This window comes from Arthrobacter sp. AIWTK1 (genome assembly GCF_056680535.1).
Map to the genome: position 1 here is coordinate 3,051,052 of NZ_CM155287.1, position 12,462 is coordinate 3,063,513.

Sequence of the window (12,462 nt, forward strand, 5' to 3'; positions counted from 1 at the left end):
GATTACTCCGGGGAAATGGAGTGAATGAGTTCGACGACGCGCGTCAGGACGTCCGGGTCTGTTTCCGGCGGCACGCCGTGCCCCAGGTTCAGGACGTGGCCGGGCGCGACGGATCCTGCCTTGATGACGTCACGGACGTGAGCCTCGAGGACGGCCCACGGCGCGGACAGCAGCGCGGGATCGATGTTGCCCTGCAGCGGAACGGTTCCGCCCAGCCGGCGGTTCGCCTCGTCCAGCGGCAGCCGGTAGTCCACCCCCACGACGTCGACTCCGACGTCGCGCATCGCCACCAGGAGCTCCGAGGTGCCGGTACCGAAGTGGATCAGGGGCGCCCCCAGGTGCCGGACATGGTCCAGCGCGCGGGCGGAGGCCGGGGCCACGAAGCGTTCGTAATCGGCCAGCCCCAGCGAGCCGGCCCAGGAATCGAACAACTGGGCAGCGGAAGCGCCGGCCTCGAGCTGGGCGCGCAGGAACATGCCGGAGGCGTCGGCGGCCCAGTTTGCCAGCGCGTTCCAGGTTTCCGGATCGGCGTGCATCATGGTGCGCGGGCCGAGGTGGTCACGGGAAGGCTTGCCTTCCACCATGTACGCGGCCAGGGTGAACGGTGCTCCTGCGAAACCGATCAGCGGGGTCTTGCCGAGCTGGGCCACAGTGAGCCGCACGGCTTCCCGGATCGGCTCAAGTGCCTCCCAGGTGAGCTGCGGGAGTGCCGCCACGTCCTCCGCCGTCCGGACCGGCTTGTCCAGAACCGGACCGACGCCCGGAACGATATCAACGCCCACACCGGCGAGCTTCAGCGGAATCACGATGTCCGAGAAGAAGATGGCGGCGTCGACGTCGTGCCTGCGCACCGGCTGCAGCGTGATCTCTGCGGCCAGCTCGGGACGCAGGCAGGAATCCAGCATGGCCACGCCCTCGCGCACCTTCAGGTACTCGGGCAGGGAACGGCCTGCCTGGCGCATGAACCAGACCGGACGGCGGGACGGCTTGCCGCCGCGGTAGGCGGTGATAAGCGGTGAATCAGCCGTGCGGCCATCCATCAGCGGGTGTCCTGCATCCAGGGGGGCATCGGAGAACGGGACGTCGGAAACCGTGCCGTTGGACGTTGCAGCGCTTGAAGTCATGACTCCGATTGTCCCTAAAATCGCCTCCAAAAGATAACGACAGGCTGTCATCCGCGGCCCGTTGCAGCCCTCCGTGGCGGGAATCACAGCCCGCCGTGGCGTTTGCCACCGTGCATAGTTGTTCTACGCCGCGACGCAAAAGCTATGATTGTGATGCTGTGGTTCTTTTTTCATTGGTGGCTACACACGCCGACATCGACCTCGAGACCGTTGCTCAACTGAGCACCGGTGCTTCCGAGCTAGCTACATCCGCACTCTCCGGGTCGCCGGCAGTGACGGGTGCGGTGGTGCTTGCCACCTGCAACCGCTTCGAAATTTATGGTGAAGCGCCCCATCCGGATGACGTGGAAGCGGCCCGCGCCGCGCTCGTCGCCCAGATCAGTGAACGCACCGGCCTCAACGAGCAGCTGGTCTCGCGGTCATTCAATACGCGCACGGGCGGCGAGGTCAGCCAGCATCTTTTCGCCGTGAGCTCCGGCCTTGACTCCGCCGTCGTGGGCGAACGCGAAATCGCCGGGCAGGTTCGCCGGGCGCTCATCAACGCCCAGCATGAAGGCACGGCCAGCTCAGGCCTCGTCCGGCTCTTCCAGGCCGCATCCAAGACCGCCAAGGATGTGGGCGCCCAGACGGCCCTGGGATCACGCGGGCTGTCCATCGTCTCGGTGGCCCTGGACCTGGCCACGGACCTTTCCGAAAACCCCGACTGGTCCGCCAAGAAGGCCGTAATCTTCGGTACCGGCGCTTACGCCGGCGCCACCATGTCCTTGCTCCGCGAACGCGGCTGCACGGACATCTCCGTTTTCTCCTCCTCCGGACGCGCTGAAGGATTCGTGGCCACGCGCGGAGGAACGGCCCTCGACGCCGACTCGCTCCCCGCCGCTGTTGCCGCCGCGGATGTCATGATCGGTTGCAGCGGTTCCGACACCCGCGTTGAAGCACAGGACCTCGCCCGGGTGCGCGCCGGGTCCCCCCAGACCCTGATCGCCATCGACCTTGCACTCACCCACGATTTCGATCCGGCCGTCGGAGAGCTCGACGGCGTTGAGCTGCTGACGCTCGAATCCGTGCGGCTCGCGGCTCCCCAGGAGCAGGCCGAATCGCTGGCGCAGGCCAGTGGCATCGTCACCGGCGCCGCCGCAGCTTTTGAGCAGGAGCGCGAAGCCAGGTCCGTGGACTCGGCCATCGTCGCCCTGCGCCGCCACACCATGAACGTCCTCGACGCCGAAATGGAGAAGGTCCGGGCACGCCACGGCTGCACGGCCGCCGCAGAGGAAGTCGAGTTTGCGCTGCGCCGGATGGTCAAGCAGCTGTTGCACGTGCCCACGGTCCGCGCACGTGAGCTGGCCTCCAACGGCCAGCAGGAGCAGTACATCGCGGCCCTCGATGCGCTCTACGGGATCACCGTGGAGCAGCCCGCCGCGGCCACGGCCGCCGAATGCCCGGTGGACCACAGCCAGGCCCGCCCGGCCGCCGCCGACACCCGCCGGGAAACCGCCTAACACCCCGGCACCCCGCCCGGCAAAAGCATCAACCCGGCAAAAGCATCAACCGAAGGCGTTTACGCCGGTCATCTCCGCCGAGAGCGTCCACAGGCGCGCGGCATCCGACGGGTCCACCGCGTGCCCGTCCACTCCCCTGATCCGCGCTTCAGGGCTTCCGGTCCGGGTGGGTTCCGCGATGTCGCAGTCCTCGCAGTACACCCCGCCCATGCCACGCAGCGCCGGGGACGTTGCGGCCCACACGGAGGTTGCGGCGCCCTGTTCCGGCGTCTTGAACCGGGCATCGACGTTACCGTGGTCATCCATCCAGCCGGCGGCCACCATCTCAGCGCGCGGCAGGTGACGCTGGAGTTCAGTCATGATGCCGCCCGGATGCACGGCGAATGCCCTCACGCCGGAGTCCCGGCCGAGGAAGTCCAGGTGCACGGCAAAGAGCGAGTTGGCGGTCTTGGCCTGGCCGTAGGCCTTCCACTTGTCGTAGCCGGTGTCGAAGTTGATGTCGTCGAAGCGGACGGGCGAGAGCTTGTGACCGGTGGAGGACAGCGACACCACCCTGGCGCCCTCCCCGGCCGAGAGCGCGGGCCACAGCAGGTTGGCCAGGGCAAAGTGCCCCAGATGGTTGGTGGCGAACTGGGACTCCCAGCCGGGGCCGACCCGCAGCTCGGGGCAGGCCATCACTGCGGCGTTGTTGACCAGGATGTCCAGGCCCGCGCCGGAACCCCCGGACCCAAGGGCCAGGAAGCCGTCCGCGAAGCTTGTCACGCTGGCCAGGTCGGCCAGGTCCAGGGCGGCCACGCCCACACTCCCGCCCGACGTTGAGCCAGCAGTTGAGCGTGCTGTTGAGCCCGGCTCCCGGGCGGTAATCCCGGCGGCCTCCAGCACCTGCCGTGCGTGGTCCGGCCTTCGGGCCCCGACCAGGACGCGGGCCCCGGCGGACACCAGCGCCCGGACCGTCTCCAGCCCGAGGCCGGAATACCCGCCCGTCACAATGGCCGTCTTCCCGCTAAGGTCGACGCCGGCAATGACGTCGGCGGCCGTCGACTCCTTGCCGAATCCGGAGCCCGTCTTTCGCTGCGGGGTCCTGCTGTGGTCCTGGTTCATGCCTGGGCCTTCCTAGGGCGGTGGTTCGGCTGTTCAGTCGGCTGCCCGGTGATCCGCTCAGTAAACCGGCTTGCCCGGCTCCACTTCCCGGACCCAGGCGAGGATACCGCCGTCGAGGTGGCTGACCCGCTGGTAGCCCGCCTTGCGGGCCGCGGCCAGGACGGCTGCCGAGCGTGTGCCCGCCTTGCAGTGGAACACAATGTCCTTGTCCTGGGGCAGCTCCGCCCAGGCCTCTCCCGCCAGGATCCTTCCCTGCGGGATGAGGACGGACCCGTCAATCCTGACGATGTCGTGCTCACCCGGCTCCCGGACGTCCACGAGGTCGAAGTCCTTCAGCCCGGCTGTGCGCGATGCCAGCATGGTGGCCAGCTGCGTGGCCGTCACAGTGTTCTCCTTGGCCGTGGCTTCCTCCGGAACTATTCCGCAGAACGCCTCGTAATCAGTAAGTTCCGTGATGCGCTCGGCCGCCGGATCGCGTGCCACCTTGATCTCCCGCCAGCTGCCGCCGAGGGCGTCGAACAGCGCCACGCGCCCCAGCAGGGAACGCCCGACGCCGGTGATCAGTTTGACCGCTTCGGTCACCATGAGGGATCCCACGGCCGCGCACAGCATCCCGAACACGCCGCCCTCGCCGCAGGACGGCACCGAGCCGGCCGGCGGCGCCTCCGGGTAGAGGTCGCGGTAGGTGGGCCCGTGCTTCTCCCAGAACACGCTTACTTGGCCGTCGAAGCGGAAGATGGAGCCCCACACGTAGGGCTTTCCGAGGATGGCTGCGGCGTCGTTGACCAAGTAGCGCGTGGCGAAATTGTCCGCGCCGTCCAGGATGAGGTCGTACTCGGCGAACAGTTCCAGTGCGTTCGAGGCGTCGAGCCGGACGTTGTGGAGCCGGACGTCTACCAGGGGGTTCAGCGCGGCAATGGAGTCGCGGGCTGACTCGATCTTGGACCGGCCCACGTCCGCGACGCCGTGGATGACCTGCCGCTGCAGGTTACTCAGGTCAACAGCGTCGTCGTCGATGATTCCCAAGGTTCCCACCCCCGCGGCGGCGAGGTAGAGGAGTGCCGGCGAGCCCAGGCCCCCGGCCCCGATGACCAGGACCCTGGCGTTCTTGAGCCGGCGTTGGCCCAGCGTGCCGATCTCCGGAATGATGAGGTGGCGGGAGTACCGCTCCACCTCTTCGGCGGTCAGGGCATCAGCCGGTTCCACGAGCGGATCCAGGGTTGCAGGGACAGCAGTTGCGGTGAACGTGGAAGCCATACTTCAATGTATGCCCGAAGATGCCGCAAGGTCATATTACCCGCGCGTAAAGTGTAGGTAACTGCAATGGAAAGAAGGCCAACAGTGGTTCATCATGCACCGGTTGATCGGACACAGGCCGGGAAGGCAGCCGCGGGACAAACGCGGGCCGGCGGTGCGCGTTCGGCGCGGCTCCCGCGTGACGAACGCCGCGCCCAGCTGCTGGCCGCCGCCCAGGAAGTCTTTGTGGCCAACGGGTACCACGGCGCCGCCATGGACGAAATTGCTGAAACCGCGCATGTCAGCAAGCCGGTCCTGTACCAGCACTTCCCGTCCAAGCGCGAGCTCTACCTTGCCCTGCTGGACAGCCACCTCAGCGCACTCACCGATCTCATGATGGGCGCACTGAATTCCACCAACGACAACGACGAGCGCGTCCAGGCGGTCATGCGCGCCTACTACCGCTTTATTGCCAGCGATGACCAGGCGCACCGCCTGGTGTTTGAATCGGACCTGATCAATGACACCGACGTCAGTTCCAGGCTCGAAACATTCAACAAGGCTTTTGCCGACGCCATTGCGCGGGTCATCGCCGAGGACACCAAGCTCCCCATGCTGGAGGCCCAGCTGCTGGGCCGCGGACTTGCCGGCATGGCGCAGGTCAGTGCACGGTACTGGCTCGAAACCGACGGGAACCTGGACCTCGATGTGGCCAGCGACCTGATCTATCGTTTAGCTTGGCGCGGAATCTCGCGCTTCCCCAAGGAAACCTAGACTACAAATAGAGAACACCTTTAGAACTTTGATTGGCTGGGAGGCCTCGCTGTGGAAGTAAAGATCGGCATTCAGAACATTGGCCGCGAAATTGTGCTGGAATCGGCTCAGGATGCTGACGATGTGGCAAAGCTCGTTGGGGAATCCATCGCCAAGGGCGCCGAACTGCGCCTGACTGACGAAAAGGGCCGTGTGGTCATCATTCCCGCCAACGTCCTGGGCTACGTCGAGATCGGCGCCGAGGAAGCCCGCCGCGTCGGTTTCGGCCAGCTCTAGGCCGCCGCTTCACCTGGACCCGTCCCGCTCTGCAGCAAGGAGTTCGCCGAATGCTTTCCCTGGTAATCGTGGCCCTCGTCACCGTGGCCGCAGGCTTTGTTGTCTGGGCCAACGACCGGCGGCATGCGAAGTACGGCATCGCCGTGCCTGCGGGCGTGGCCACTGCCGTGGGGATGCTGAGCTGGATCATCTTCATGGCAGCAGGACTTGGTTACCAGCCCGGCCTGACGTGGATTCCGTGGGTGCTGCCCATGGTCCTGGGCACCGGGGCGGCACTCGCCGCCGCGGTGTACCTGGGCCGGAAGCGTGCCCTGCATGACACGAAGGAACTCACAGCCGCGCTGCGGCTCTGATTGCTGCGGCTCGGGCGCTTAGGCGTTGCCGGGCTCCGCTGCCGCCGACGCAGCAGCGGCTGCCCGGCTGACGGCCGCGGCGGCGGCGACGTCACGTTGCGTCACCTGGGTGCCGGCGTCGTGTGAAGTGAAGCGGATGAACACCCTGTTATAGCGCCAGTCCAGGTCCGGATGGTGGTTTTGTTCCTCTGCCAGGCGCCCGACGGCGGCAATCAGCTCAAGCGCAGCGGCCGCCGTCGGCGTCTTAAAGACGGAAACCAGCCCACCGAGCCGGTACCGCCAGTCCGGAAGTTCCGCCAGGGCGGCGTCGATCTGGGGTTGGGTAAGAATGTCTTCCTTGCCGGTCACCGCTGCTCCTTGGATGGTCCGCCTACAGGAACTCCGCCCGGCCTTCCATGGCCGAGGACGCCAGAGCGTGCTCGCGGCGTGGAATCCGTCCTGCCGCCCTCGCCAGCCTACCTGCGATGACGGCGTGTTTGAAGGCCTCCCCCATCATCGCCGGATTCTGCGCCCGGGTCACTGCCGTAGCCAGCAGCACCGCGTCACAGCCCAGTTCCATGGCGAGCGCGGCGTCGGATGCCGTGCCTATACCGGCGTCCAGCACCACGGGAACGGATGCCCTGGAGACGATGAGTTCGATGTTGTGCGGGTTCAGGATCCCGAGCCCGGTGCCGATCGGTGATCCGAGCGGCATCACAGCGGTGGCGCCGAGGTTCTCCAGCCGCAGCGCCAGCACGGGGTCGTCATTCGTGTAGGCGAACACCTTGAACCCGCGGTTCACCAGTTGCTCGGTGGCGTCCACCAATTCCACGGCGTCCGGGAGTAGGGTGTGCTCGTCCGCAATCACTTCCAGCTTCACCCAGTCCGTTTCCAGGGCCTCCCGCGCGAGTTCCGCCGTCATCACGGCGTCCCGTGCGGTAAAGCAGCCGGCCGTATTGGGCAGGACCCGGATGTTGTGGTCCACCAGGAGCTGGAACAGCGAGCCTGTTTCGGCCGGCGAGTAGCGGCGCATGGCCACCGTGGTCAGCTCCGTGCCCGAAGCGATCAGGGCCGCCCCCAGTCCGTCGAGGCTGGGCGCTCCGCCGGTGCCCATGATCAGCCGCGATCCCAGCGCGACACCGTCCACAATGAAGGGATCCGCCGCCTGCTGCGCTGTCCCTGCCGCACCGGCAACCGTTGTTCCTGCCATGATGCTCAACCTCCCTGTACTGCGGTAACGAGTTCGACGTCGTCGCCCTCGGCGAGTGCCGTGACGAACCACTGGCTGCGCGGCACCACCTCGGAATTCCGCGCTACCGCAACGCCCAGTTTTTGGCCGTCGGCAGCCTGCCCGTTGGGAGCGAGATTCCGGCCGGTGACCTGGCTGACGAGCGTGGTGACGGACGCGCCGTCGTCCACCGCATGTGCGGTGCCGTTCAGTGTGATGTTCATGCTGTTTCCTTGTTCGGGTCAATTGTGACGGTGTGCGCGGGCGTTGCCCGCGTTGCCGGTGTTGACGCAGGGCGGGAAAACCGGTCGGGCCGGAACGGCGCCCAGCGAGGATCGGCGGCGCCGTCCATCAGCTGCCTGCAGATGGACGCGGCCGCAGGAGTCAGCAGCACGCCGTGCCGGAAGAATCCGGTGGCAATGATGAGCCCCCCAACATCCCGGCCGGTTGCGGCGTCCGCTGCGCGGCCCAGCAGCGGCGCATTGTCCGGCGTTCCCGGACGGGCCCTCGCCGTGGCTTCCAGCAGTTCCAGTTCGGCGACGGCGGGAACCAGTACCTGCGCGTCGCGCAGCAGCTGGTACACGCCCCCGGCGGAAACGGCTGAACCTGCCGGTGTAGCGGTTCCTGCAGGCCCGGTAGCGGCAGCTTCAGTGCCCGCTCCGGAGAGCGCATCTTCGCGTTGCGTGGCCCCGATCACCACGGTGCCGTCCTGCCGGGGCACGATGTAAACGGGAACTCCATGGACCATCCCCCTGACTGTTGACGTCACCAGGGGCTGCAGGTAGGCGGGGACGCGCAGGCGCAGGATATCGCCGTACACGGGGCGGAGCGGCAGCTGAAGCCCGGATGGCAGTCCGCCCAGCGATGCGGATTCCAGCCCGTTGGCGATGACGGTTTCGCTTGCGTGCACGGCGCCTCCTCCAGCCAGGCTGACGCCGATGACGCGCCCGTCCTCCCGGAGCAGGCCGGCGGCCCGCTCACGTACGACGGACCCCGGCAGGGAATCCGAGATCACGGCAAGGAGCTTGCGCGGATCCACCTGATGGTCGGCCGGAATCTCGAAGGCGCAGGATATTCCAGGGCTCAGCAGCGGCTCCCGTGCCCGGGCTTCCCTGACTGTCAGCGGCTCCACCGTGAGGCCGCTGGACTTCTGGACTCCGCGCAGGTCGGCGAGCGCCCGGCGGTCGGCGGCGTCGGCGCCCACGGCGAGGGTCGACGTCGTGAGGTAACCGGTGCCTGAGCCGCCGGCGCCGGGTTCCCGGGAAGCACCCGCGGATTCCAGGCCCGCCGCGAAGGCCGGCCATAGCCCCGAGGAGTGGAGCATGAGTTCCAGGAGGTCTTCCTCCTGGTAGTGAAGTTCGCTGACCGGCGCCAGCATACCCGCGGCGGCCCAGCTCGCCCCCATCCCCGGTGCGTCGTCGATGATCACCACGGACCTGCCGGACTGCCGGGCCTCCCAGGCGATGCCGTGGCCGATGATTCCCCCGCCGATCACGGCGACGTCGGCGCGGATGTCCGGGCTGCGCTCGTCGCGGCTGCGCGTGGCAGGGTGCCCTGTTGGGGATTGCGGGGTCATTGTCATCCTTCCCTACGCCGGTACTAACCGGATCAGGTCAAGCGGTCGGCTCTGACGCCCTCTCAGCCCGGCAGCTTTGTGACAGCTGCGGCGGGCTCCCGCGGTACCCACCCAGTTTAGGGGAACTAGGCTTGAGCCATGACCGAGCAAGCTCTCCTGACCGACGCCCGCCTGTACCTCTGCACTGACGCCCGCACGGACCGGGGCGATTTCGCCAACTTCGTCGATGCCGCCTACGCCGGCGGCGTTGACATCATCCAGCTCCGGGACAAGAACCTGGAAGCGGCCGAAGAGCTCGAGTTGCTCGAGGTGCTGGAGGCCGCAGCCCGCCGCCACGGCCGTCTTTGGTCAGTCAACGACCGCGCGGACATCGCCTCGCTCTCCGGCGCGCCGGTGCTCCACATCGGACAGAAGGACCTCCCCCTGGCCTCGGCCCGGAAGTTCCTTGGCAATGAAGCAGTGGTCGGCATGTCAACGCACAGCCCCGGCCAGATCGACGCCGCCATCGGCGCATCCCGCGGTCCCGGCGGACTGGATTACTTCTGCGTCGGGCCGGTGTGGGCCACTCCCACGAAGCCGGGCCGCGCCGCCGTCGGCCTCGACCTGGTCCGGTACGCGGCGCAGGCCGCCGGCACAACAACTGCCGCAACAGCTGCCGGCGAGACCGGGGACGGGCCGCTGCCGTGGTTCGCCATCGGCGGCATCGACCTGGGCAATGTGGAGCAGGTGGTTGATGCAGGGGCGCGGCGCATCGTGGTGGTCCGGGCCATCACCGAGGCCAACGACCCCGCCGCGGCCGCGCAATCGCTGCTGGCAGCGCTCGACGCCGGCGCCTCCTGACTATCCCGTCAGGCCGAGCTGCGTCATCCGCTTGGCGTGCTTCTCCGCGAGGCCGGCGATCAGCCCGCTGACCTGTTCCTTGGCTGCGGCGCTGTCCTCGCCGCCGATCAGGCTTCCCAGGAACGCATGCTCGTAGCTGACGCGCTGCGCCTGGGTCAGTGCTTCGCCCAGCAGCCGCCGGCCCCACAGAGCCAGCCTGGAAGCGAGCCTGGGATCATCGGCGAGGGCGCCCCTGAGCCGTTCACGGAGAACCTCCGTTGTCTCATCGGAGGCCTGGATCTGTTCGATGAGTTCGCGCGTGCCGGCGTCAACGTAGCGGGAGATGGCCCGGTAGAAGTCGGCAGAGACTGTGTCGATCACGTAGGCCTTCATCAGCGACTCGTACCAGTCGGCCGGGCGCGTCCGCGAATGGAAATGGTCCACGGCTGCCTGGAAAGGCAGCATGGCGTCCTCGGCATCGATCCCCATGGCCTCGAGGCGGGCGCTCACCAGTTCGTAGTGCCGGAACTCCACCACGGCAATCGTGCCGAGCACGGCACGGTCGTGGAGGGTGGGCGAATACCGCGCGTCAGCGGAGAACCTCTCGAAAGCTGACAGCTCTCCGTAGGCCATCATCCCGAACAGGTCTGCGACGAAGCGGTTGTAACGAGCGGTGTCAGCCGGGGTTGAGCTCATCGTCCAAGACTAATGGCGCAAATCGAGCTAATCTGACTTTCGTGTCACATCATCGCCTGACTCCAAGTGTCCATGAACAGACCAACCGGCTGGCCGAAGCGCTGAATTCGCTCCGCACGGAACTGGAGCTGCCCGGACCCTTTCCCGAGGATGTCCTGCAGGACGCGCTGGCGGCCATCGCGGAGCACAAGATGCCGGACCTGGACCTCACCGATGTGGGCTTTGTGACCATAGATCCTGCGTCCTCCACCGACCTGGACCAGGCCCTCTTCATCGAGCGGTCAGGCGACGGGTACAAGGTCTTCTACGCCATCGCCGACGTGCCGTCCTTTGTGGCACCGGGCGGATCGCTCGACGCCGAGACGCGCCGCCGGGGGCAGACGTTCTACGCCCCGGACGGTCGGATTCCGCTTCACCCGGAAGTCATCAGCGAGCAGGCCGGCAGCCTGCTTGCCGGCCAGTTGTGCGCCGCTTTCGTGTGGGAGTTCGACCTGGACACGGCAGCCAGGGTGGAATCAGTGCTGGTGCGCCGGGCCAGGATCCGGAGCCGGGCGAAACTCAGCTACAAGGGCGTCCAGGCCGAGCTGGATTCCGGCAGTGCCACCCCCGTCCTCCAGCTCCTCCGGGAGGTGGGCCTCAAGCGGGTGGAACTCGAGAGGCTGCGTGGCGGCGCCAGCCTGAACATGCCGGAACAGGAAATCGAACAATTGCCCGACGGCGGCTACCGCATCGTGGCGGCGCCACCCCTCCCGGTGGAAGACTGGAACGCCCAGATCTCCCTCATGACCGGCATGGCCGCGGCTGACCTGATGCTCGAAGGCAAGGTGGGGATCCTGCGTACCATGCCCGCCCCCGACGAGAGGTCCCTTCTTCATTTCAAGCGGCAGACCCATGCGCTCGGCAAACCGTGGGACGGAGAGGCGAGCTATGGCGAGTACCTGCGGTCGCTTGATCCCACCCACCCCCGGCAGCTGGCCATCCTGCATTCCGCGGGAATGCTGTTCCGGGGCGCCGGGTATACGCCCTTTGACGGCACAGTGCCCGCGGATGCCATCCAGTCGGCCATCGGGGCCGCCTATGCGCACACCACGGCACCGCTGCGACGGCTGATCGACCGCTTCGTCCTGGTGATCTGCGAGGCGCTGAGCAACCGCACCGCGGTCCCCGACTGGGCCCGGGAGGCACTGCCGTCCCTGCCGGAAATCATGGCCGCCTCGGACCAGCTGGCGGCCAGGATGGAACGGCTGGCCCTGGATACGGTGGAGGCCGCCCTGCTCGTCAACCACATCGGGCAGGAGTTCGACGCCGTCGTCATCTCGGGGTCGAAACCGGGCAAGCCGAACGGGAACGGCGGCAACGGCAACGGCAACGGACCGTCCGGCATCATCCAGATCGCAGACCCCGCGGTGACGGCCCGGTGCCCCGGCGAACTCGAATCCGGCACCACGGTCCGGGTCAGGCTGATCTCTTCAGACATCCACACGCGCGTGATCCGGCTGGAACTGGTGGAGTGATTGCCGGCTGATTGTGTGCTGCGTCCGGGGCGTCAGTCGGCGGTGGTTGCCGTCAACAGCTAGACTGAGGGGGTAGTAATGGATGCCCGGTCGTTGATTTCCATGATTTTTGAATTCAACAAGCCCGCCCCTACGCGATCTTGAGATACGCCCGCTGGTCCCAGTGCCAGCATTTAGATAGCCCGCGATCGGCTTCCACTGGATTTGCTTGCGCGCCCGAGCGTGCTCCGGAACGGCCTCCCGGCCGGCCCCGTTGAGCAAGCAGCGCCAATGCCCAAATGAATAAG

At 67.1% G+C, this 12,462-nt stretch carries 14 protein-coding genes and 1 riboswitch; of the genes, 6 read left to right on the plus strand and 8 right to left on the minus strand.

The genetic code is table 11. The features are described from left to right. Positions 1–2: 2 nt before the first annotated feature. Positions 3–1,124, minus strand: coding sequence for a uroporphyrinogen decarboxylase (hemE, locus tag AC1MDG_RS13995; protein ID WP_479804547.1), 1,122 nt, complete (start codon positions 1,122–1,124; stop codon positions 3–5). 158 nt (positions 1,125–1,282) lie between these two features. Between hemE and AC1MDG_RS14000 the strand changes: the two genes are divergently transcribed. Further along, a complete protein-coding gene (locus AC1MDG_RS14000) occupies positions 1,283–2,623 on the plus strand; it encodes a glutamyl-tRNA reductase (protein ID WP_479804549.1) in 1,341 nt (446 codons plus the stop codon). 45 nt (positions 2,624–2,668) lie between these two features. Here the strand turns inward: AC1MDG_RS14000 and AC1MDG_RS14005 are convergent, their stop codons facing one another. Both AC1MDG_RS14005 and moeB read right to left on the minus strand, forming a co-directional pair. Then, positions 2,669–3,724, minus strand: coding sequence for an SDR family NAD(P)-dependent oxidoreductase (locus AC1MDG_RS14005; RefSeq protein ID WP_479804551.1), 1,056 nt, complete (start codon positions 3,722–3,724; stop codon positions 2,669–2,671). A gap of 57 nt (positions 3,725–3,781) precedes the next feature. Then, on the minus strand, positions 3,782–4,981 hold the full coding sequence (moeB, locus tag AC1MDG_RS14010; protein ID WP_479804553.1) for a molybdopterin-synthase adenylyltransferase MoeB: 1,200 nt from the start codon (positions 4,979–4,981) through the stop codon (positions 3,782–3,784). Between the two features lie 66 nt (positions 4,982–5,047). Here moeB and AC1MDG_RS14015 point away from each other — a divergent pair, with 66 nt between their 5' ends. From AC1MDG_RS14015 to AC1MDG_RS14025, 3 genes are read left to right on the plus strand one after another with little or no spacing between them, the layout of a single operon-like run. Further along, positions 5,048–5,734 (plus strand): TetR/AcrR family transcriptional regulator, encoded by a 687-nt coding sequence (locus AC1MDG_RS14015; RefSeq protein ID WP_479804555.1) that lies wholly within the window; start codon positions 5,048–5,050, stop codon positions 5,732–5,734. 51 nt (positions 5,735–5,785) lie between these two features. Next, positions 5,786–6,010, plus strand: a complete 225-nt coding sequence (locus AC1MDG_RS14020; protein ID WP_043482738.1) for a DUF3107 domain-containing protein — start codon at positions 5,786–5,788, stop codon at positions 6,008–6,010. A gap of 50 nt (positions 6,011–6,060) precedes the next feature. After that, positions 6,061–6,363 (plus strand): hypothetical protein, encoded by a 303-nt coding sequence (locus tag AC1MDG_RS14025; protein ID WP_043482739.1) that lies wholly within the window; start codon positions 6,061–6,063, stop codon positions 6,361–6,363. An 18-nt stretch (positions 6,364–6,381) separates the two neighbouring features. On the opposite strand, the gene AC1MDG_RS14030 is transcribed toward AC1MDG_RS14025, so the two are convergent. The 4 genes from AC1MDG_RS14030 to thiO all read right to left on the minus strand — a co-directional run bounded on the left by AC1MDG_RS14030 (position 6,382) and on the right by thiO (position 9,146). Beyond that, the gene (locus AC1MDG_RS14030; protein ID WP_479804558.1) at positions 6,382–6,711 is read right to left on the minus strand and encodes a 4a-hydroxytetrahydrobiopterin dehydratase; all 330 of its coding nucleotides are present in this window, start codon (positions 6,709–6,711) and stop codon (positions 6,382–6,384) included. A 22-nt stretch (positions 6,712–6,733) separates the two neighbouring features. After that, positions 6,734–7,552, minus strand: a complete 819-nt coding sequence (locus tag AC1MDG_RS14035; RefSeq protein ID WP_479804560.1) for a thiazole synthase — start codon at positions 7,550–7,552, stop codon at positions 6,734–6,736. Between the two features lie 5 nt (positions 7,553–7,557). Beyond that, on the minus strand, positions 7,558–7,794 hold the full coding sequence (thiS, locus tag AC1MDG_RS14040; protein ID WP_043482741.1) for a sulfur carrier protein ThiS: 237 nt from the start codon (positions 7,792–7,794) through the stop codon (positions 7,558–7,560). Then, positions 7,791–9,146 carry a glycine oxidase ThiO gene (gene thiO, locus AC1MDG_RS14045; protein ID WP_479804562.1) on the minus strand — a complete coding sequence of 452 codons (1,356 nt, stop codon included), beginning with the start codon at positions 9,144–9,146 and terminating at the stop codon, positions 7,791–7,793. The genes thiS and thiO overlap by 4 nt, the downstream gene beginning before the upstream one ends. Continuing rightward, positions 9,139–9,258: riboswitch (TPP riboswitch) on the minus strand. Its footprint overlaps the gene before it by 8 nt. A 26-nt stretch (positions 9,259–9,284) precedes the next feature. Here thiO and thiE point away from each other — a divergent pair. Next, the gene (gene thiE / locus AC1MDG_RS14050; RefSeq protein ID WP_479804564.1) at positions 9,285–9,986 is read left to right on the plus strand and encodes a thiamine phosphate synthase; all 702 of its coding nucleotides are present in this window, start codon (positions 9,285–9,287) and stop codon (positions 9,984–9,986) included. On the opposite strand, the gene AC1MDG_RS14055 is transcribed toward thiE, so the two are convergent. Next, a complete protein-coding gene (locus AC1MDG_RS14055) occupies positions 9,987–10,661 on the minus strand; it encodes a ferritin-like domain-containing protein (RefSeq protein ID WP_479804565.1) in 675 nt (224 codons plus the stop codon). Positions 10,662–10,702: 41 nt separating this feature from the next. Here AC1MDG_RS14055 and AC1MDG_RS14060 point away from each other — a divergent pair, with 41 nt between their 5' ends. Next, positions 10,703–12,175 carry an RNB domain-containing ribonuclease gene (locus tag AC1MDG_RS14060; protein WP_479804567.1) on the plus strand — a complete coding sequence of 491 codons (1,473 nt, stop codon included), beginning with the start codon at positions 10,703–10,705 and terminating at the stop codon, positions 12,173–12,175. Positions 12,176–12,462 lie beyond the last annotated feature (287 nt).